This is a genomic window from Curtobacterium sp. NPDC098951, assembly GCF_044759965.1.
Classification (GTDB): Bacteria; Actinomycetota; Actinomycetes; order Actinomycetales; family Microbacteriaceae; genus Curtobacterium.
Genome location: NZ_JBIWAG010000002.1, coordinates 18,419 through 38,021, shown reverse-complemented (window position 1 = coordinate 38,021; position 19,603 = coordinate 18,419). Strand labels below are relative to the sequence as shown.

18 protein-coding genes are annotated in these 19,603 nt (G+C 71.3%); 15 read left to right on the top strand and 3 right to left on the bottom strand.

Features of this window, described 5'->3' with window-relative positions:
* Window positions 1-75: 75 nt before the first annotated feature.
* On the bottom strand, window positions 76-984 hold the full coding sequence (locus ACIQUC_RS04910) for a TIGR01777 family oxidoreductase (RefSeq protein WP_402263943.1): 909 nt from the start codon (window positions 982-984) through the stop codon (window positions 76-78).
* A gap of 36 nt (window positions 985-1,020) precedes the next feature.
* Between ACIQUC_RS04910 and ACIQUC_RS04905 the strand changes: the two genes are divergently transcribed.
* The 14 genes from ACIQUC_RS04905 (at window position 1,021) to dapF (ending at window position 16,109) form a co-directional block, all read left to right on the top strand.
* Window positions 1,021-1,845, top strand: coding sequence for a thymidylate synthase (locus ACIQUC_RS04905; protein WP_402263940.1), 825 nt, complete (start codon window positions 1,021-1,023; stop codon window positions 1,843-1,845).
* A 38-nt stretch (window positions 1,846-1,883) separates the two neighbouring features.
* Window positions 1,884-2,369 (top strand): dihydrofolate reductase, encoded by a 486-nt coding sequence (locus tag ACIQUC_RS04900; RefSeq protein ID WP_402263937.1) that lies wholly within the window; start codon window positions 1,884-1,886, stop codon window positions 2,367-2,369.
* A 142-nt stretch (window positions 2,370-2,511) separates the two neighbouring features.
* Window positions 2,512-3,489: a 4-hydroxy-tetrahydrodipicolinate synthase gene (dapA, locus tag ACIQUC_RS04895; RefSeq protein ID WP_031262666.1), complete on the top strand. Its 978-nt coding sequence runs from the start codon at window positions 2,512-2,514 to the stop codon at window positions 3,487-3,489.
* A 49-nt stretch (window positions 3,490-3,538) separates the two neighbouring features.
* Window positions 3,539-5,215 (top strand): ribonuclease J, encoded by a 1,677-nt coding sequence (locus ACIQUC_RS04890; protein ID WP_022907388.1) that lies wholly within the window; start codon window positions 3,539-3,541, stop codon window positions 5,213-5,215.
* 196 nt (window positions 5,216-5,411) lie between these two features.
* Window positions 5,412-8,375, top strand: a complete 2,964-nt coding sequence (locus ACIQUC_RS04885) for a DNA translocase FtsK (RefSeq protein WP_402263934.1) — start codon at window positions 5,412-5,414, stop codon at window positions 8,373-8,375.
* Window positions 8,372-9,025, top strand: coding sequence for a CDP-diacylglycerol--glycerol-3-phosphate 3-phosphatidyltransferase (pgsA, locus tag ACIQUC_RS04880; RefSeq protein ID WP_402263931.1), 654 nt, complete (start codon window positions 8,372-8,374; stop codon window positions 9,023-9,025). Before ACIQUC_RS04885 ends, pgsA begins: the two co-directional genes overlap by 4 nt.
* Entirely contained in the window at window positions 9,022-9,537 is a 516-nt protein-coding gene (locus tag ACIQUC_RS04875) for a CinA family protein (RefSeq protein ID WP_402263929.1), read from the top strand. Before pgsA ends, ACIQUC_RS04875 begins: the two co-directional genes overlap by 4 nt.
* A 154-nt stretch (window positions 9,538-9,691) precedes the next feature.
* On the top strand, window positions 9,692-10,000 hold the full coding sequence (locus tag ACIQUC_RS04870; protein ID WP_022907384.1) for a helix-turn-helix domain-containing protein: 309 nt from the start codon (window positions 9,692-9,694) through the stop codon (window positions 9,998-10,000).
* A gap of 86 nt (window positions 10,001-10,086) precedes the next feature.
* Window positions 10,087-10,311, top strand: coding sequence for a DUF3046 domain-containing protein (locus ACIQUC_RS04865; RefSeq protein ID WP_022907383.1), 225 nt, complete (start codon window positions 10,087-10,089; stop codon window positions 10,309-10,311).
* A 295-nt stretch (window positions 10,312-10,606) separates the two neighbouring features.
* On the top strand, window positions 10,607-11,674 hold the full coding sequence (recA, locus tag ACIQUC_RS04860; RefSeq protein WP_022907382.1) for a recombinase RecA: 1,068 nt from the start codon (window positions 10,607-10,609) through the stop codon (window positions 11,672-11,674).
* Entirely contained in the window at window positions 11,671-12,597 is a 927-nt protein-coding gene (locus ACIQUC_RS04855) for a regulatory protein RecX (RefSeq protein ID WP_402263924.1), read from the top strand. The genes recA and ACIQUC_RS04855 overlap by 4 nt, the downstream gene beginning before the upstream one ends.
* A 29-nt stretch (window positions 12,598-12,626) precedes the next feature.
* On the top strand, window positions 12,627-14,126 hold the full coding sequence (gene miaB / locus ACIQUC_RS04850; protein WP_402263921.1) for a tRNA (N6-isopentenyl adenosine(37)-C2)-methylthiotransferase MiaB: 1,500 nt from the start codon (window positions 12,627-12,629) through the stop codon (window positions 14,124-14,126).
* A gap of 145 nt (window positions 14,127-14,271) precedes the next feature.
* Window positions 14,272-15,222 carry a tRNA (adenosine(37)-N6)-dimethylallyltransferase MiaA gene (miaA, locus tag ACIQUC_RS04845; RefSeq protein WP_402265658.1) on the top strand — a complete coding sequence of 317 codons (951 nt, stop codon included), beginning with the start codon at window positions 14,272-14,274 and terminating at the stop codon, window positions 15,220-15,222.
* Complete coding sequence (gene dapF, locus ACIQUC_RS04840; RefSeq protein ID WP_402263918.1) at window positions 15,219-16,109, top strand: diaminopimelate epimerase; 891 nt, start codon at window positions 15,219-15,221, stop codon at window positions 16,107-16,109. The genes miaA and dapF overlap by 4 nt, the downstream gene beginning before the upstream one ends.
* 311 nt (window positions 16,110-16,420) lie before the next feature.
* Here the strand turns inward: dapF and ACIQUC_RS04835 are convergent, their stop codons facing one another.
* Complete coding sequence (locus tag ACIQUC_RS04835; RefSeq protein WP_402263915.1) at window positions 16,421-17,035, bottom strand: class I SAM-dependent methyltransferase; 615 nt, start codon at window positions 17,033-17,035, stop codon at window positions 16,421-16,423.
* Between the two features lie 61 nt (window positions 17,036-17,096).
* Between ACIQUC_RS04835 and hflX the strand changes: the two genes are divergently transcribed.
* Window positions 17,097-18,635 carry a GTPase HflX gene (hflX, locus tag ACIQUC_RS04830; RefSeq protein WP_402263912.1) on the top strand — a complete coding sequence of 513 codons (1,539 nt, stop codon included), beginning with the start codon at window positions 17,097-17,099 and terminating at the stop codon, window positions 18,633-18,635.
* Between the two features lie 205 nt (window positions 18,636-18,840).
* Here the strand turns inward: hflX and lexA are convergent, their stop codons facing one another.
* On the bottom strand, window positions 18,841-19,485 hold the full coding sequence (gene lexA, locus ACIQUC_RS04825) for a transcriptional repressor LexA (protein ID WP_022907347.1): 645 nt from the start codon (window positions 19,483-19,485) through the stop codon (window positions 18,841-18,843).
* Between the last annotated feature and the right edge of the window lie 118 nt (window positions 19,486-19,603).

Genomic DNA, 19,603 nt, shown 5'->3' with positions numbered 1-19,603 from the left:
GCGCGGTCGGCGCGTCCCGGGTGCCGCCGGCGCGTCACCGCTGAGCGGGCCGCGCCGGTCCGTCAGCCGGTCGCGTCAGAACGCGGCGTCGACCGCGTCCTCGGCGCGCTGGTACCGGAACGCGTACCCGGACTCCAGCAGCTTCGTCGGCACCATCTGCTGGTTCGACAGGAGCATCTCGTCGGCGGCCTGCTGCAGCAGGAGCCGGAGCGCGAACTCGGGGATCCGGAACAGGTAGGGACGGTGCAGGTCCTCGGCGACGCGCTTGGTGATGCGGTCGGACACGGCGGCCTCGGGGCCGGCGAGGTTCACGGGCCCGACGACGTCGGCCGCGTCCGGGCTCGTCGCCAGGTGCACGATCGCGCCGACCTCGTCCTCGAGCGCGATCCACGGCCAGTACTGCCCGCCGGTGCCGAGCCGACCGCCCATTCCGGCCTTCGTGAGCGGGACGAGGGGCGCGAGCGCGCCGCCGCCCTTCCCCACCACGATGCCGGTGCGGAGCGTCACCACGCGGACCGCGTCCGGTGCGGCGTTCGCGGCGGCCTCCCAGGCGGTGCAGACCTCGGCGAGGAAGCCCGTCCCGGCCGCCGCGTCGTCGGCGAGGACGTCGGCGGGGCGGTCGCCGTACACGCCGGAGGCCGACCCGGACAGGAACAGGGCCGGCGGGTTCGTCGCGCGGCGCATCGCCTCGACCAGCGTGTCGGTGGCGGAGACCCGCGAGCGGAGGATCTCCTGCTTGTACGACTCGGTCCAGGGGAGCTTGCCGATGTTCGCCCCGGCGAGGTTGATCACGACGTCGGCCCCGTCGAGGATCGCGGGATCGAGCTTCCGGGAGCCGGGGGACCAGCGGAACTCGCTCGCAGTGCGCGGTTCGCGCCGCACCAGCGTGGTGACGTGGTGGCCCGCCTCGCGCAGGGCGTGGACGAGGGGCGTGCCGATGAAGCCGGACGCGCCGGCGACCAGGATCGAGAGGGGCGGTGTCATGTCGCTCACCGTACCCAACGGACGTAGGCTCTTCGTGTGACCGAGACCGTGCTGCCCGACGCCTCCGTTCCGACCCCCTACGAGGACCTGCTGCGACGCGTCCTGACCGAGGGGACACCGAAGGGCGACCGCACCGGGACCGGCACCCGCAGCCTCTTCGGCGCGCAGCTCCGGTACGACCTGGCGGAGGGCTTCCCGCTCGTCACCACGAAGCGCGTGCACTTCAAGTCGGTGGCGTACGAACTGCTCTGGTTCCTGCGCGGCGACGGCAACGCCCGCTGGCTGCAGGAGCACGGCGTCCGGATCTGGAACGAGTGGGCGGACGAGGACGGCGACCTCGGTCCGGTCTACGGCGTGCAGTGGCGCTCGTGGCCGACGCCGTCGGGGGAGCACGTCGACCAGATCGCGCAGGTCATCGAGCAGATCAGGACGAACCCGGACTCGCGCCGCCTGATCGTCTCGGCGTGGAACGTCGCCGACATCCCCGAGATGGCCCTCGCCCCGTGCCACGCCTTCTTCCAGTTCTACGTCGTGGACGGCAAGCTCTCGTGCCAGCTCTACCAGCGGAGCGCGGACATGTTCCTCGGTGTCCCGTTCAACATCGCCTCGTACGCGCTGCTCACCCACATGATCGCGGCGCAGACCGGCCTCGAGGTCGGCGAGTTCGTGTGGACCGGCGGCGACTGCCACGTCTACGACAACCACGTCGAGCAGGTCGAGGAGCAGCTGTCCCGCACGGCGTACGCGCTGCCGACGCTCGAGCTCGCACCGCGTGACTCGATCGACGACTACGAGTACGAGGACTTCACGGTCGTCGGGTACCACCACCACCCGGCGATCCGGGCCGCGGTCGCCGTCTGATGTCGTCCTCGTGGGCCGAACCCGTCCGGGGTGTCGGCATGGTCTGGGCGCGCGCGACGAACGGCGTCATCGGCGCGGACGGCGGGATGCCGTGGCACGTGCCGGAGGACCTCGCGCACTTCCGACAGGTGACGGGTGACGCCACCGTGGTGATGGGCCGTCGGACGTGGGAGTCGCTGCCGGAACGCTTCCGACCGCTGCCGGGGCGCCGGAACGTCGTGCTGACCCGGGACGCCGCGTGGGCGTCGTCCGAGGCCGCGTCCGGAGCCGAGGTGGTGCACGACCTCGCGACCGCGCTCGACACGGACGAGCCGGTGTGGATCATGGGCGGCGGGCAGGTGTACGCGGCGGGGGTGCCCTTCGCCGACCGCGTGTCCGAGACGGTCATCGACGTCGAGGTCCCGGGCGACACCGTCGCGCCGGAGCTCGACGACGCCTGGGTCCTGGCCGACGAGGGCCCGTGGCAGGAGTCGCGCGTCGACGGGATGCGGTACCGCTTCCTCGAGTGGCGCCGGCGCGCGTAGCGCCGGGTGCCGCGCTCGGCGCGTGCCGCACGGCCGCAGGGTGCGAGCCGGGGCCGCGCCGCGCCTCCCGGCCCCCGCGCTCCGGACCGCACCGTCCACGCGGACGGCAGCCCCCGCGCGCATCCCCGGTACGCTGGTGCCCGTGTCCCCGCGTGAGAATCCCTTCGGCCAGGTCCTCGTCGCCCTCGTGACCCCGTTCACGGCTGACGGCGAGGTCGACTGGCCCGGCGTCGAGCAGCACATCGACGACTGCATCACGGCCGGCGCCGACGGCATCGTCGTCACCGGGACGACCGGCGAGACGTCGACGCTCACCGACCCCGAGAAGCTCCGGCTCGTCGAGGTCGGCAAGTCCGTCGCCGCGGGGCGCGCGAAGATCATCACCGGCGGCGGCTCGAACGAGACCGCGCACGCGATCCACCTGTACAAGCAGAGCGAGCGGGCCGGCGCCGACGGCGTGATGATCGTCACGCCGTACTACAACAAGCCGACCCAGTCCGGCGTGCTCACCCACTTCCGGATGATCGCCGACGCCACCGACCTGCCGGTGATCCTGTACGACATCCCCGGACGCACGGGCATCCCGATCACGTACGAGACGATCGTGCGGGCCTCGCACCACCCGAACATCCTCGCCGTGAAGGACGCCAAGGGCGACTTCGCCGAGGTGTCCCGGGTGCTCAACAACACCGACCTCATGTACTTCTCCGGCGACGACACGAACGTGCTCCCGCACCTGTCGATCGGCGCGACGGGGCTCATCGGCGTGACCGCGAACATCACGAGCACGCCGTACCGCACCATCGTCGACGCCGTGAACCGCGGCGACCTCGCCACCGCGACCGCCGAGCACAAGCGCGTCGAACCGCTCGTCCGTGCGATCATGACCCACGTCCCGGGGACCGTCGCGGCGAAGTACGTGCTGCACGGGCTCGGTCGCATCGGCAGCCCCCGCGTGCGCCTGCCGCTCGTCGGCCCCGAGGACTCCGAGGCGTACGCCATCGAGACCTCGCTCGAGGCCGTCCGGGACATCCCGGGCGCCGACTTCTCCAACTTCCGCCCCGACCGCAACGCAGCGGCCGGCGGTGCTCTACCGAAGGTGCCAGGCACCACCCGCTAGCGAACACCGCGGCACGCTCCCCGCGTGTCGCCCGAATCCGTAGGACCGAATGCCCACACAGATCTCCACACCGCAGCCGCTCGAACCCGGCACCCTCCGCGTCATCCCCGTCGGGGGACTCGGCGAGATCGGTCGCAACATGACCGTCTACGAGTACGAGGGCAAGCTGCTCGTCGTCGACGCCGGTGTGCTCTTCCCCGAGGAGCACCAGCCGGGCGTCGACCTGATCCTGCCGGACTTCTCGCCGATCCGGGACCGCCTCGACGACGTCCTCGGTGTCGTGCTCACGCACGGCCACGAGGACCACATCGGCGCCGTCCCGTACCTGCTGAAGCTCAAGGGCGACATCCCCCTGATCGGCTCCACGCTGACCCTCGCGCTCGTCGAGGCGAAGCTCAAGGAACACCGGATCAAGCCGTACACGCTCGTCGTGGCCGAGGACCAGACCGAGCAGCTCGGCCCGTTCCACCTCGAGTTCGTGGCCGTGAACCACTCCATCCCGGACGCCCTCGCCGTCGCGATCACGACCCCCGCCGGTCGGGTCCTGCACACGGGCGACTTCAAGATGGACCAGCTCCCGCTCGACGACCGCATCACCGACCTGCGTGCCTTCGCGCGGCTCGGTGAACAGGGCGTCGACCTGTTCCTGCCGGACTCCACCAACGCCGACGTGCCCGGGTTCACCGCGCCCGAGCGCGACATCGGACCGGTGCTCGAGAACATCATCACGCGTGCCCGCAAGAAGGTCGTCGTGGCGAGCTTCTCGTCGCACGTCCACCGCGTGCAGCAGGTGCTCGACGCCGCCGCGGCCGCGAACCGCAAGGTCGCGTTCATGGGTCGCTCGATGATCCGCAACATGACCATCGCCGCCGACCTCGGCTACCTCCGGGTGCCCGAGAACGTGCTCATCGACACGAAGAAGGCGAAGAACGTCCCCGACGACCAGATCGTCTACATGTCGACCGGGTCCCAGGGCGAGCCGATGGCCGTGCTGGCCCGCATGGCGAACCTCGAGCACCAGATCGAGATCGGCGAGGGCGACACCGTCATCCTCGCCTCGTCGCTGATCCCCGGCAACGAGAACGCCGTGTACCGCGTGATCGACGGGCTCACCAAGCTCGGCGCGAAGGTCGTGCACAAGGGCAACGCGAAGGTGCACGTCTCCGGGCACGCGTCTGCCGGCGAGCTGCTCTACTGCTACAACATCCTGCGTCCGCGCAACGTCCTGCCCGTGCACGGCGAGCACCGCCACCTGTACGCCAACGCGGACCTCGCGATCCAGACCGGTGTCCCGCCGCGCAACGTCATCCTCGGCCAGGACGGCATCGTCGTCGACCTGAAGGACGGCGTCGCCACGGTCGCCGGACAGCTCGACATCGGGTACGTCTACGTCGACGGGTCGACCGTCGGCGAGATCACCGACGCCGACCTCAAGGACCGTCGGGTCCTGGCGGAGGAGGGCTTCATCTCGATCTTCGCCGCGGTGGACTTCACCACCGGCCAGTGTGTCGTCGGCCCGGAGATCCAGTCGCGCGGCTTCGCCGAGGACGACTCGGTCTTCGACGACGTCCGTCCGCAGATCGCGAAGGCCCTGGCCGAGGCGGCCGCGAACGGCACGCGCGACGGGCATGCCTTCGGGCAGGTCGTCCGCCGGACCGTGGGCCGCTGGGTGAACACGAAGCACCGTCGGCGGCCGATGATCGTTCCGGTGGTCATCGAGGCGTGACGCGCCGCGGCCGACGCGCACGTCGCGTCGGCCGCGTCCGAGACCGTCCAGGAGGCGCGGTGCACGTTCCGTCGGGAACGCGCGCCGCGCCTCCTGGCACGTCCGGCGGAGTCTGCAACCCGCGTGCGCGCGCCGGGGACCGCATCCGCGGCGGGGCTTCCTCGGAATGTCCTGCGTGGGGCTTAGGGTTCTGCCCATGGCCGGAGGCACCAAGTCGACCACGCGCTCACGCGCGTCCTCGTCGTCCCGTGGGAGCGGGACGCGCGGGACGTCGCGCACCCAGGCCACGACGAAGAAGCTCCCACCGGCGGCCCCCGGTCCGGTCTTCCGCGAGCAGAACCCCCTGGTGACGTTCTGGCTCGCGATGGCGCACGGCGTCGGCGCGGTCTTCCGGCTGCTCGGCACCGAGACCCTCGAGAAGGACCAGCGACGCGACGGCTTCCCGTTCCTGCTGTTCGTGCTCGCGGTGGCCGGCGCCGTGGTCGAGTGGCTCAACCCGACGAACGCGGTCTCGGTCGCGCTCGACGCCTACACGTTCGGCGGCCTGTTCGGACGACTCGCGTTCGCGCTGCCCGTGATCATGGTCGTCTTCGCCGGCTGGCTCTTCCGGCACCCGGCCTCCGTGCACGACAACACCCGGATCGGGATCGGCCTCGGGCTGCTGCTCGTCTCGATCGCGGCGCTCTGCCACGTGTTCGGCGGCCAGCCGCGCGCCTCGGACGGCATGCCCGCGCTGGCGACGGCCGGCGGCGTGATCGGCTGGGTCGTCATCGCCTGGTTGGTCGCGGTCGCCACCGAGTGGGTGGCGGTGCCGGTCGCCGTGCTGCTCCTCGTGCTCTCGCTCTTCATCATCACCAAGACGCCGCCGAACAAGATCGGCCGACGCCTGCACGAGCTCTACGCGTACCTGTTCGGCGCGCCGGCCCCGGCGACCGAGACGGACGAACCCGTCGCCGAGACGCCCGCGACGCGGACGAAGCCGACGAAGAAGCGGGGCGCGAAGGGCGACACCGACTTCCAGCTCTTCGACGACCTCGGCTTCGACGACGAGCGCGCGGCGGCCGAGGCAGACGCCGACGGCGGCACCGTGCCGTGGTGGCGCCGCAACAAGTCCGGCCGCGAAGAGGACCCCGCGTACGACAGCCCCGTGATCAGCGGCGCGACGTCGACCGTGCCCCCGGCGGCCGCCCCCGCCGCGGGTTCCGATGCCGGTGCCGCGGCCGGCCTGGTCGACCACACACCGGCCGAGCCGGGCTCGGTCAACCTCAACGACTCGGTCGAGCAAGACCTCGAGATCGCCGAGCAGGCGCTCCGCGACTTCGGGACCCCGGTGCCGGAGCGTCCCGCCGCGGCCGAGGTCGTCCGTCCGGACGCCGCGGTGTCGCCGGTGGTGTCCCCGTCGCTCCCGGTCGAGGAACCCCAGCTCGACGCCACGGACGATGCGGACGGCCTGCCCCCGGTCGCCGGCCCCGACGAGGACCCCGCCGCCCCGTACCGGCTGCCCGCCGCGACGACGCTGAGCTCCGGTACACCGTCCGTCGCCCGCAGCCAGGCCAACGACGACATCGTCGCCGCGATCACGAGCGTCCTCACCGAGTTCAAGGTGGACGCGAAGGTCACCGGCTTCTCGCGCGGCCCGACCGTCACCCGGTACGAGATCGAGCTCGGACCCGGCGTGAAGGTGGAGCGGGTCACCGCGCTGTCGAAGAACCTGTCGTACGCGGTCGCCTCGAACGAGGTCCGCATCCTCTCGCCGATCCCGGGCAAGAGCGCGATCGGTGTCGAGATCCCGAACACCGACCGCGAGACGGTGTCCCTCGGCGACGTGCTGCGGTCGAACGCGGCACGGAAGTCCAAGCACCCGATGACCATCGGCGTCGGCAAGGACGTCGAGGGTGGCTTCGTCGTGGCGAACCTCGCGAAGATGCCGCACCTGCTCGTCGCCGGCTCCACCGGGTCCGGCAAGTCGGTGTTCATCAACTCGATGATCACCTCGCTGCTCATGCGCGCGAAGCCGTCCGAGGTCCGCATGGTCCTCGTCGACCCGAAGCGCGTCGAGCTCTCGATCTACGCCGGCGTCCCGCACCTCATCACGCCCATCATCACGAACCCCAAGAAGGCTGCCGAGGCGCTGCAGTGGGTCGTGAAGGAGATGGACATGCGGTACGACGACCTGGCGTCGTTCGGGTTCCGGCACGTCGACGACTTCAACAAGGCGATCGCCAACAACGAGATCATCCTGCCCGCGGGCAGCGAGCGGAAGCTCAAGCCCTACCCGTACCTGCTCGTCGTCGTCGACGAGCTCGCGGACCTGATGCTCGTCGCGCCCCGTGACGTCGAGGAGTCGATCGTCCGCATCACCCAGCTCGCCCGAGCCGCCGGCATCCACCTGGTGCTCGCGACGCAGCGCCCGTCGGTCGACGTCATCACCGGACTGATCAAGGCCAACGTGCCGTCGCGCATCGCGTTCGCGGTGACGAGCGTCACCGACTCCCGGGTCATCCTCGACCAGCCGGGCGCCGACAAGCTCATCGGCCAGGGCGACGCGCTCTTCCTGCCGATGGGGTCCTCGAAGTCCCTGCGCGTGCAGGGCGCCTGGGTGCAGGAGAGCGAGGTCGCCGAGGTCGTCCAGCACGTCACCCGGCAGGCCCGCCCGGAGTACCGGCAGGACGTCCAGGCCGTGGTGGAGCGCAAGGAGATCGACGCGGACATCGGCGACGACCTCGAACTGCTGCTCGCGGCCGTCGAGCAGGTCGTGTCGACGCAGTTCGGGTCGACCTCGATGCTGCAGCGGAAGCTCCGAGTCGGGTTCGCCAAGGCCGGACGACTCATGGACCTCATGGAGTCCCGCGACATCGTCGGGCCCTCCGAGGGCTCCAAGGCACGCGACGTCCTCGTGACGACCGACCAGCTGCCGGCCGTGCTCGCGAAGCTCCGGGGCGAGGAGCCCCCAGCGGGTGCCGCAGCGGCCGCCGCTGTCCCCGCCCCCGCCGGCGGTCCCACCGGCACTCCGGCCGCCGCGGTCCCGACGTCGCTGTCCGCGCCGACCGGCGACAGCGACCGGTACGGTTCCGATCCGGTGGCGGACATGACCCGCGGGTACGATGAGGTCGACGACGAGCCCGATGAGGACGCGTGGGGACTGACGGGCAGGGAGTGAGTGCGATGACCGCCTCGGACAGCACGGAGACCACGCACGGCGCACGCTTCCCGTGGCGCGGCCGGCTCCTGCGCAAGGGCCCCGGCCCGGCGTCGACGGGCAACGTCGCGAACATCATCACGGTCGTGCGCATCCTCATGGCGCCGCTGTTCTTCGTGCTGCTGTTGACGGATGCCGGTGCCGACGGGTCGCTGCGCATCTGGGCGGCCGTCGTCTTCGTGGTGGCGATCGTGACGGACAGCGCCGACGGGATCATCGCCCGGCGGCAGAACCTCGTCACCGACTTCGGGAAGCTCGTCGACCCGATCGCCGACAAGGTCCTCATCGGTGGGGCGCTCGTCGCCCTGTCGATCCTCGGCGAGCTGCCCTGGTACGTGACCGTGCTGATCATGGTGCGTGAGATCGGCATCACGGTGTTCCGCTTCGCGGTCCTCTCCGACCGGGTGATCCCGGCGAGCCGGGGCGGCAAGATCAAGACCGTCCTGCAGGCCGTCGCGCTGACCGCCGCGCTCTTCCCGTGGTGGAACCTCGTCGGGGACTGGGCGCACTGGGTGAACGGCATCCTGATGACCGCGGCGCTCCTGGCGACCGTCCTGAGCGGGATCGACTACCTGTACCAGGCGTGGAAGCACAACCGGACCGCTGCGTGACCCCGGACGACCGGGCCGACGTCGCTGCGGTTGCCCGCGACCTCGTCGCCCGGCTGACGGACGCGGGGGAGACCGTCGCGGTGGCCGAGTCGCTCACCGGCGGCCTCGTCGTGTCGACGTTGGTGGCGGTCCCCGGAGCCAGCGCGGTGGTCCGCGGCGGGGTGGTGGCCTACGCGACGCCCGTGAAGCACACCGTGCTCGGTGTCTCCGAGGCGCTGCTCGCGTCGAACGGCGCCGTCGACCCCGAGGTCGCGCGGCAGATGGCGGCCGGCGTCCGGCGGGCTCTGGCGGTCGACGGCGATCCCGCGACCTGGGGGATCAGCACGACCGGTGTCGCCGGGCCGGACCCGCAGGACGGTCAGCCCGTGGGCACCGTGTTCGTCGGCATCGCGGACGCAGACGGCGCCGTGTCCTTCGAACTGCACCTCGACGGCGACCGCGATGCAATCCGACGGGCGACCGTCTCCGAACTCCTGGCACGGATGTCGTCCACGATCCGGGGCCGGGAATAGGTCCCGTTTCCACTGGGTTACATCTCACGCAATCTCCAGCAGTAGAGCAGCCAGCGTGGTTAGCATGCTGCAACCGGCAACGCTACTGTTGCTGAACCCGAACTCGGCCACCCGGACCGAGCGGGCGCGGAGACGACAGAGAGGAGGAGTTCTCATGGTTCTCGTTCGTCAGGAAATCGGCGACGTTCTGCGGGACTTCCGCTTGCAGAAGGGCCGGACCCTCCGTCAGGTCGCGTCCAAGGCCAGCGTGGCTCTCGGGTACCTCAGCGAGGTCGAGCGCGGGCAGAAGGAAGCCAGCTCGGAGATCCTCGCGTCCGTCGCGGACGCGCTGGACACCCCGATCTCGACCATCATGCGTGAGGTCGGTGACCGTCTCGCGGTCATCGAGGGACTCACTCCGGTCCCCGACACGCTCCCGGACGACCTCGTCGCCGAGTTCGACAACGACCTCGCGGTGCGCTGACGCCACCGCTTCGAAGAACGCCGCCGTCGGTCCGCCGGCGGGGGCGTTCGTCGTTCGCGGGGTGGCGCCGTGGCTACTCTGGAACGATGCGTGTGAGTGAGTTCTGGCGGGCCGTCGACCAGGTGTTCGGCGATGCGTACGGTGCCGTCGTCAGCCGTGACGTCGTGCTCGAGGAGCTCGGTGGGCGATCGGCGGCCGAGGCACTCGACGCGGGGATCGATGCGCGCCGCGTGTGGGAGGCGCTGTGCGAGTCGCAGGACGTCCCGCTCGAGAAGCGGCACGGCAAGGGGTTGGCGGAGCCGAGGGACTGAGGCGGGGCGGGCGCGGGCGGGCGGGCGCGCGCATCGCTCACGCGCTGTCCGAAACTCTGTTCGGCGTGTTGCTCGAACGGGTGTTCGATCGGTGGTAGCTTCCTCCACAGCGGCGCTGTCCAGTGAGTTCGTCCACAGATCGCGTGGCCGTCGGCAGTGATGTCGGTGGCCCGCCCTAGGTTCGAGTCAACGGGAACAGCCCGAAGCCTTGTCGCTGAAGCACCGGCCCTGCACCATCGGCCGGGTGGACGCGACAGCCTACAGGCGGCCGACACCGAGCACGAAGGAGCACACCATGCCATCACCCCAGGACCGCGAGAAGGCCCTCGAGACCGCTCTCGCCCAGATCGACCGTCAGTTCGGCAAGGGCACGGTCATGCGCCTCGGCTCGGACGAGCGTGCTCCCGTCGCCACCATCCCGACGGGGTCGGTCGCGCTCGACGTCGCGCTCGGCATCGGCGGACTCCCGCGCGGCCGCATCATCGAGATCTACGGCCCGGAGTCGTCGGGTAAGACGACCCTGACGCTGCACGCGATCGCCAACGCCCAGCGCGCGGGCGGCATCGCAGCCTTCATCGACGCCGAGCACGCGCTCGACCCCGAGTACGCGAAGAAGCTCGGTGTCGACATCGATGCGCTGCTCGTCTCCCAGCCGGACACCGGTGAGCAGGCGCTCGAGATCGCCGACATGCTCGTCCGTTCCGGTTCCATCGACCTCGTCGTCATCGACTCCGTCGCCGCGCTCGTGCCCCGTGCCGAGATCGAGGGCGAGATGGGTGACTCGCACGTCGGTCTGCAGGCCCGACTCATGTCGCAGGCGCTCCGCAAGCTCGCCGGTGGCCTCAACCAGACGCAGACCACGATGATCTTCATCAACCAGCTGCGCGAGAAGATCGGTGTGTTCTTCGGTAGCCCGGAGACCACCGCCGGCGGCAAGGCGCTGAAGTTCTACGCCTCGGTCCGTCTCGACATCCGTCGCATCGAGACGCTCAAGAGCGGTACCGACGCGGTCGGCAACCGCACCCGCGTCAAGGTCGTGAAGAACAAGATGGCCCCGCCCTTCAAGCAGGCCGAGTTCGACATCCTGTACGGCACGGGCATCTCGCGCGAGGGCTCGTTGCTCGACTTCGGTGTCGACCACGGCATCGTCAAGAAGTCGGGTGCCTGGTACACCTACGACGGTGACCAGCTCGGACAGGGCAAGGAGAACTCGCGTTCCTTCCTGATCCAGAACCCCGAGATCGCGGCCGAGATCGAGGGCAAGATCCTCGCGAAGCTCGGTGTCGGCGGTGCGTCGGCCGAAGCGGTCGAGGCGCCCGTCGACTCCATCGCGCCGAAGATCGCGGAGCGCAAGGGCGCGTGACGACCGACCACGACGGTGACGAGGGCCTCGCACCGGTCACCGACCTCTTCGGTGCACGCGGTGCGCGGTCCCGTCGCCCCGCGGCCGGTCCGGCTGCCACGCCGGACACAGCCGCGCACGACCGGGCGAACCGCCATGACACCGGACCCCTTGCCGGTCGCGGCAGCGGCGGCGCCAGCGACACTCCCGCCGACACCCTCGCCGACGCCGATGCGCCGGTCCCGCTGCCGGTCCGGGGCGCCAGGGCGCAGGCCGAATGGCTCTCACCCGTCGTCGGGGACGGCTCTGGTCCGAGTGCCCGCGCTGAGCAGGACGGCTACGACGACCGCACCGCGGACGCCACGACCGCGTCCGTCTTCGCGATCGACGGCGGTGCCGAGCTCGACCCGGCCGACGCGCCCCGTCCGGTCGACGAACAGCGCGCGGATGCCGAACGGCTGAGCATGCGTGCACTCGGGCGCAAGGGCGTCAGCGAGTCCGAGCTCCGGACGATGCTGACGAAGAACGACCTCGACCCGGACGTCGTCGAGTTCGAGATCCAGCGACTCACCCGTGTCGGTCTCGTGGACGACGTGGCACTCGCGACCGACCTCGTGGACCGTCTGCACGACCGGAAGGGTCTCGGCCGGCAAGGGGTCGTCGCCGAGCTCCGACGGCGCGGGATCGACCAGGCAGCGATCGACGCGGCACTCGAAGCGGCTGCCGACGACGAGGACGACGAGTTCGTCCGCGCGATCGAACTGGCGCAGAAGCGTGCGGGCCAGCTCCGCGGCCTCGACCGGGCCACGGCGGAACGTCGGCTCTCCGGGTTCCTGATGCGCAAGGGCTACAACGGCGGAGTCGTCCGCATCGCGGTCGAGCGTGCGCTCGGCGGCGGAGGCCGCCCGCCGGCCGGCCCGCGCGGTTCCGTCCGCTTCGAGTAGCGTCCCGACGGTTTTACACTGGGACGACCATGGCCACCGTCGCAGCGCGCCCCCGCACCTACCAAGTCCGCACCTACGGGTGCCAGATGAACGTGCACGACTCCGAGCGGTTGAGCGGGTCACTGCAGGCCGCCGGCTACGTCGCGGCCGACGGCGAGCAGGCGGACGTCGTCGTCATCAACACGTGCGCCGTGCGCGAGAACGCCGACAACCGGCTGTACGGCAACCTCGGGCAGCTCGCGGGCATCAAGCGCGAGCACCCCGGCATGCAGATCGCGGTCGGCGGGTGCCTGGCGCAGAAGGACAAGAACGTCATCCTCGAGAAGGCGCCGTGGGTCGACGTCGTCTTCGGCACGCACAACATGGGCTCGCTGCCCACCCTGCTCGAACGTGCCCGGCACAACGACGAGGCGCAGATCGAGATCCTCGAGTCGCTCGACGTCTTCCCGTCCACCCTGCCGACGAAGCGCGACTCCACGCACAGCGGATGGGTGTCGATCTCGGTCGGCTGCAACAACACGTGCACGTTCTGCATCGTGCCGTCACTCCGCGGCAAGGAGAAGGACCGCCGCCCGGGTGACGTGCTCGCCGAGATCCAGGCGCTCGTCGACGACGGGGCGATCGAGGTGACACTGCTCGGTCAGAACGTGAACTCCTACGGGGTCGAGTTCGGGGACCGCCAGGCGTTCGGCAAGCTCCTGCGCGCCGCCGGGCAGATCGACGGCCTCGAGCGGATCCGGTTCACGAGCCCGCACCCGGCCGCCTTCACGGACGACGTCATCGACGCCATGGCAGAGACGCCGAACGTGATGCCGCAGCTGCACATGCCGTTGCAGTCCGGCTCGGACCGCGTCCTCAAGGCGATGCGCCGCAGCTACCGGAGCGAGCGGTTCCTCGGCATCCTCGACCGAGTCCGGGCGAAGATCCCGCACGCGGCGATCTCGACCGACATCATCGTCGGGTTCCCCGGTGAGACCGACGCCGACTTCGAGGACACCCTGCGCGTCGTCGAGCAGTCGCGCTTCGCGTCGGCGTTCACGTTCCAGTACTCGATCCGTCCGGGAACCCCCGCGGCGACGATGGACGAGCAGCTGCCGAAGGACGTCGTGCAGGAGCGCTACGAGCGCCTCGTCGCCCTGCAGGAGCACATCACCGCCGAGGAGAACGCGAAGCAGGTCGGCCGCACGGTCGAGGTGCTCGTCGCGGCGGGCGAGGGCAAGAAGGACGACGCGACCCGGCGGCTGTCCGGACGCGCCGAGGACTCGCGGCTCGTGCACTTCTCGGTGCCGGACGGCTCCGACGTGCCCCGGCCCGGCGACGTCGTCACGGTCGAGGTCACGCGGTCGGCGCCGCACTTCCTCCTCGCCGACGGCGACGCGCCGCTGCGGATCCGTCGCACCCGCGCCGGCGATGCGTGGGACCGGGCCCAGGCCGAGAGCTGCGGGGTGCCGACGCCGACCACGGCCGGCGCCACGGACGTTCCGCGGCCGGTCTCGCTCGGCCTGCCCACGCTCCGTGTCGGGCGCTGACGAGGAGCGCGCCGACCTCGCGCGCCCCGCCGACCCCGCGCGACCCGCCGACCCCGCGCGCGCAGCCGACCCCGCGCGCGCAGCCGACCCCGCGCGCCCCGCCGACCCCGCGCGACCCGCCGACCCCGCGCGCGCTGCCGACGCCGTGAGCGCTGCCGACGCCGCGCGCGCAGCCGACGCCGATCTGATCGCGGTCGTCGGGGCGACCGGCACCGGCAAGTCCGACCTCGGCATCGCCATCGCCGAACGCCTCCACGCCGCAGGCCGACCGGCCGAGATCGTCAACGCCGACGCCATGCAGCTCTACCGGGGTATGGACATCGGCACCGCGAAAGTCGGGCTCGAGGAGCGCCGGGGCATCCCGCACCACCAGCTCGACGTCCTGGACGTCACCGACGAGGCCAGTGTGGCCGCGTACCAGCGCGACGCCCGGGCAGAGATCGAGGCGATCCACCGCCGCGGGGCCGTCGCCCTGCTCGTCGGCGGGAGCGGGCTCTACGTGTCCGCGGTGCTGTTCGACCTGGCCTTCCCGGGGACCGACCCCGAGTTGCGGGCACGGCTCGAGCGCGAGCACGAGGAACGCGGCCCGGGCATCCTGCTGGAGCGGCTCCGCGGCCTCGACCCGTCGGCGGCGGCGACCATCGACGCGCGCAACCCGCGGCGGTTGATCCGCGCACTCGAGATCGCGAGCCGGTCCGAGGTCGTGACCCCGAGCCTCCCGTCCGCGCCCCGCGCCTGGCGACCCGCGCGCATCCTGCGCCTGCACCGTGAACGCGCCGAGCTCGTCGACGCGCTCCACGAGCGCGCGGCGTGCATGTTCGCCGCGGGGCTGGTCGACGAGGTCGAGGGCCTCCGCGAGCGCGGACTCGAGTCGGGGCGGACCGCGCGGGCGGCGATCGGGTACTCGCAGGCGCTCGAGGTGCTGCGCGGCGACGCGTCCGTCGATCAGGCGATCGAGGCGACCGGCGTCGCGACCCGGAAGTACGCCCGACGGCAGGTGTCGTGGTTCCGGCGGTACACGGACGCCGAGGTCCTCGACGTGACCGGCGCGGACCGGGCTGCGCTGACGGCGGCTGCCCGTAGGATCGTCCCGTGACCGAGCTGCACTTCACCAAGGGCCAGGGGACCGGCAACGACTTCGTCCTGTTCGCCGACCCCGACGCGTCGGTCGACCTGACCCCCGAGCGGATCCGCGCCATCGCGGACCGCCGGTTCGGTGTGGGGGGCGACGGAGTCATCCGCGCCGTCCGGTCCGAGTCACTGCCCGAGGGGCGCGCGCTCGTCGCCGAAGACCCCGCGGCGACGTGGTTCATGGACTACCACAACGCCGACGGCACGGTCGCCGAGATGTGCGGCAACGGCATCCGCGTGTTCGCGCGGTACCTCACCGAGTCCGGGCTCGTCGACCTCGCCCCCGGCGAGACGCTGACCGTCGGCAGCCGCAAGGGACTCGTCGACATCCAGCGGACGACCAACGGCTTCTCCGCCGACCTCGGGCGCTGGGGCCTCGGCATCGAGGGCGGCGGCTCGGACGACGTGCTCGTGCGGGCGAAGAACCTCGACGGAGCACGCCCCGGGCTCGGCATCGACGTCGGCAACCCCCACGTGGTGGTCGCTGTCGCGACCGAGGACGAACTCGCCGAGGTCGACCTCACGTACGTGCCGGTGCTCGATCCGGTCCCCGCGGCCGGCGCGAACGTCGAGTTCGTGCTGCCCGGCGACCCGCTCGTGCAGGACGGGGTGGGACAGATCACGATGCGCGTCCACGAGCGCGGCAGCGGCGAGACCCTGTCGTGCGGCACCGGTGCGGTGGCTGCGGCCCTGGCGACGCGGTACTGGGCGGGCAACGGGGCGCCGGACACCTGGCGCGTGCGCGTTCCCGGCGGCGTCGTGACGGTGCGCATCTTCGCGGCGGAGGACGGCGAGCACGTCGCGCTCTCCGGTCCGGCGGAACTCGTCTTCTCGGGGGACCTGACGGTCTGACCCCGGCTGGGCTCCGGCCAGGAGGCGCGGCTCGGCTCGCCGATGCCGGTCGCGCTGGCCGACTGCGGCGCGCGGGCCGCGCTGGCCGCTGCGGCGCGCTGGTCGCGCTGGTCGACTGCGGCGCGCGGGTCGCGCTGCCCGGCCGCGGGGGCATCGAACCACGTTCCCGACATCGCGCCACCCGCTCGCGCTGGTTCGATGTCGGAACCGTGGTTCCATCCGGACCGATCGCCCGGAGCGCCCGGAGCGCCCGGCGCGCCCGGAGAGCCCGGAGCGCCCGAGTGCCCCGTTCGCCGTGGACCGCCCCCGGCCTACTCGGCCGCGCGGTGCACCCGCAGCACCCGGAACCCCTTGTCCGTCGACGCCCGCGACACGTGGAACCCACCGTCGAGCGTGTCGTGCAACCACCGCTGCAGCGAGTCGCCGCCGAGGTCCTTCGACACGACCAGCCAGGCGTCGCCCCCGACCTCGAGCCGGGGCAACCACGTCAACAGGATCTGGTGCAGCTCGTCCTTGCCGACCCGGATGGGCGGGTTCGACCAGATCGTCCGGAACCGCAGGTCGGCGGGCACCTCGTCCGGCAGGGCGACGGTGACGTTGTCGAGCCCCGCGGTCGCGGCGTTCGCCCGGGCGAGCCCCAGGACACGCTCGTTGACGTCGACGCCCCACACCTCGGCACCGGGGGAGTCGAGCGCCATCGTGATCGCGATCGGGCCCCAGCCGCACCCGACGTCGAGCAGGGCGCCGTCGTGCGCCGGGGGCGGCACGGAGCCGAGCAGCACCCGGGTCCCGCGGTCGAGGCCGTCGGGGCTGAAGACCCCCGCAGCGGTGGTCAGCGTGAGCGGCCGACCGGCGAGGGTGACGTGGATCTGGCGTTCGCGGGTGTCCGACGACGGGTTCGCGGAGAAGTAGTGGTCGTTCGCCATGGATGAACCGTACCGGGAACCCCGTGTGTCCCGAGGCCCCGAGCGGTACCCTGTGGAGAAGATGACGGACACCACGAACCGAGACGCAGAGACCACCGACGACAACGCTGCTGGTGTCGTCGAGCGGGTCCTGCGCAACGCCGACTCCCGCGCGAGTTCCTCGATCTTCGCCCCCGCGCAGGCGATCCAGACCCGATCGGTCGACGACCACGCCTGGACGGGCGACGGCGACCAGTACGACCGCGAAGACCGTGCGGCGCTCCGCCGCGTCGCCGGGCTCTCCACCGAACTCGAGGACGTCACCGAGGTCGAGTACCGGCAGCTCCGGCTCGAGCAGGTCGTCCTGATCGGTGTGTACCCGCACGGGGACGCCGCCGACGCCGAGAACTCGCTCCGCGAACTCGCCGCCCTCGCCGAGACCGCGGGTGCCGTGGTGCTCGACGGCCTGCTGCAGCGGCGCCCGAACCCCGACCCCTCCACCTACCTCGGCAAGGGCAAGGCGGAGGAGCTCGCGATGGTCGTCAAGGCGACCGGCGCGGACACGGTCATCGCGGACACCGAACTCGCACCGTCCCAGCGTCGTGCGCTCGAGGACGTGGTGAAGGTCAAGGTGATCGACCGGACGGCCGTGATCCTCGACATCTTCAGCCAGCACGCCAAGAGCCGCGAGGGCAAGGCGCAGGTCGAGCTCGCCCAGCTCGAGTACCTCCTGCCGCGTCTACGTGGTTGGGGTGAGTCGATGTCCCGCCAGGCCGGTGGTCAGGTCTCGGGCGGTGCGGGCATGGGCTCGCGTGGTCCCGGTGAGACGAAGATCGAGCTCGACCGTCGTCGCATCCACACGCGCATGTCGAAGCTCCGTCGTCAGATCGCCTCGTTCCGACCCGCGCGCGAGGCCAAGCGCGCCGAGCGCAACCGCAACGAGGTCCCGAGCGTCGCGATCGCCGGCTACACCAACGCCGGCAAGTCCTCGCTGCTCAACCGGCTGACGAGCGCGGGCGTCCTCGTGCAGAACCAGCTGTTCGCGACGCTGGACTCGACCGTCCGCCGCACCAACTCGGCGAAGGGTCGCGAGTACACGTTCGCCGACACGGTCGGGTTCGTGCGCAACCTGCCGCACCAGCTCGTCGAGGCCTTCCGCTCCACCCTCGAAGAAGTCGGTGACGCGGACGTCATCGTGCACGTCGTCGACGGCTCCCACCCGGACCCGGCGGCGCAGCTCGCGACCGTGCGGGACGTCATCGGCGACGTGGGCGCCCGGGACATCCCCGAGATCGTGGCGTTCAACAAGTCGGACCTCATCGACGAGTCGCAGCGGCTCGTCCTGGTCGGCCTCGTCCCGGACGCCGTGTTCGTCTCGGCGCGCACGGGCGAGGGCATCCAGGACCTGCTCGAGGCGATCGAGTCGCGGCTGCCCGAGCCGGACGTCGAGCTGACCGTCGTGGTGCCGTACGACCGAGGGGACCTCGTGTCGTCGCTGCACGACGCGGGTGCGGTCGAGCACGTCGACTACGTCGAGGACGGCACCCGGCTGCAGGTCCGCGTGTTCCAGCGTCAGGTCGCAGAGCTCGACCCCTTCGTGGTCGCGCCCGTCGCGTCCTGAGCCGTCCGGCGCGCTGACGCGGTCCAGGAGGCGCGGCGCAAGCCCGCCTTCGGGCCCACGCAGGCTGAGCGGTTCCGCTCGGCGCCGCACAACGAAAGCCGGTCCGAACCACGTCATCACGTGGTTCGGACCGGCTTCGGTTGTTCCTGAGCTCGCACGGCCGACCCTGCCCGACCCGGGTGCCCGGAGCCCGACGCGGTCGACGTCAGATGGAGCGGAGGACCGCGACGACCTTGCCGAGCACGGTCGCGGCATCGCCGAGGATCGGCTCGAACGCGGTGTTGCGGGGGAGCAGCCACGTGTGGCCGTCCCGCTGCCGGAAGACCTTGACGGTGGCTTCCTCGTCGAGCATGGCGGCGACGATGTCACCGTTCTCGGCGGTCTGCTGCGATCGCACGACCACCCAGTCCCCGTCGCAGATGGCGGCGTCGATCATCGACTCGCCCACGACCTTGAGCATGAACAGGTCGCCCGTGCCGACGAGCTGTCGGGGGAGCGGGACGATCTCGTCGACGTGCTGCTCGGCGGTGATCGGCACACCCGCGGCGATGCGACCGACCAGCGGGACGAGGGTCGTCGCGTCGACGTCGGGGCCCTCGGTGTCGGGCGTCGGTTCGTCCACGAGCACCTCGAGCGCCCGCGGACGGTTCGGGTCACGACGGATCCACCCACCGAGCTCGAGCTGCCCGAGCTGGTGGGAGACGCTCGACAGTGAGGAGAGGCCGGCGGCGTCCCCGATCTCGCGCATGCTCGGCGGGTAGCCCCGGCTCGCGATCGACGCACGGATCGCGTCGAGGATCGCCTGCTGCTTCGCCGTCAGCGGCTTCTGGCCCCGCAGTTCGTCCGCCACGTCGTCTCGCCCTTCGTCGGTGCCGGGCCGTGCCCGCGGGAATGTCGGTGGTCCCCGCTTGACTTGTCCCAGTCGATCGAAACAGTATCCGACCGGTCACCGCCGGACAAACACCTGT

Coding starts and splice junctions, on each gene's coding strand:
- miaB (WP_402263921.1), top strand. CDS start 12,627: ATGGCCACCGTCGCAGCGCGCCCCCGCACCTACCAAGTCCGCACCTAC.
- ACIQUC_RS04835 (WP_402263915.1), bottom strand. CDS start 17,035: ATGGCGAACGACCACTACTTCTCCGCGAACCCGTCGTCGGACACCCGC.
- ACIQUC_RS04865 (WP_022907383.1), top strand. CDS start 10,087: ATGCGTGTGAGTGAGTTCTGGCGGGCCGTCGACCAGGTGTTCGGCGAT.
- hflX (WP_402263912.1), top strand. CDS start 17,097: ATGACGGACACCACGAACCGAGACGCAGAGACCACCGACGACAACGCT.
- ACIQUC_RS04890 (WP_022907388.1), top strand. CDS start 3,539: ATGCCCACACAGATCTCCACACCGCAGCCGCTCGAACCCGGCACCCTC.
- ACIQUC_RS04885 (WP_402263934.1), top strand. CDS start 5,412: ATGGCCGGAGGCACCAAGTCGACCACGCGCTCACGCGCGTCCTCGTCG.
- ACIQUC_RS04910 (WP_402263943.1), bottom strand. CDS start 984: ATGACACCGCCCCTCTCGATCCTGGTCGCCGGCGCGTCCGGCTTCATC.
- ACIQUC_RS04870 (WP_022907384.1), top strand. CDS start 9,692: ATGGTTCTCGTTCGTCAGGAAATCGGCGACGTTCTGCGGGACTTCCGC.
- recA (WP_022907382.1), top strand. CDS start 10,607: ATGCCATCACCCCAGGACCGCGAGAAGGCCCTCGAGACCGCTCTCGCC.
- ACIQUC_RS04900 (WP_402263937.1), top strand. CDS start 1,884: ATGGTCTGGGCGCGCGCGACGAACGGCGTCATCGGCGCGGACGGCGGG.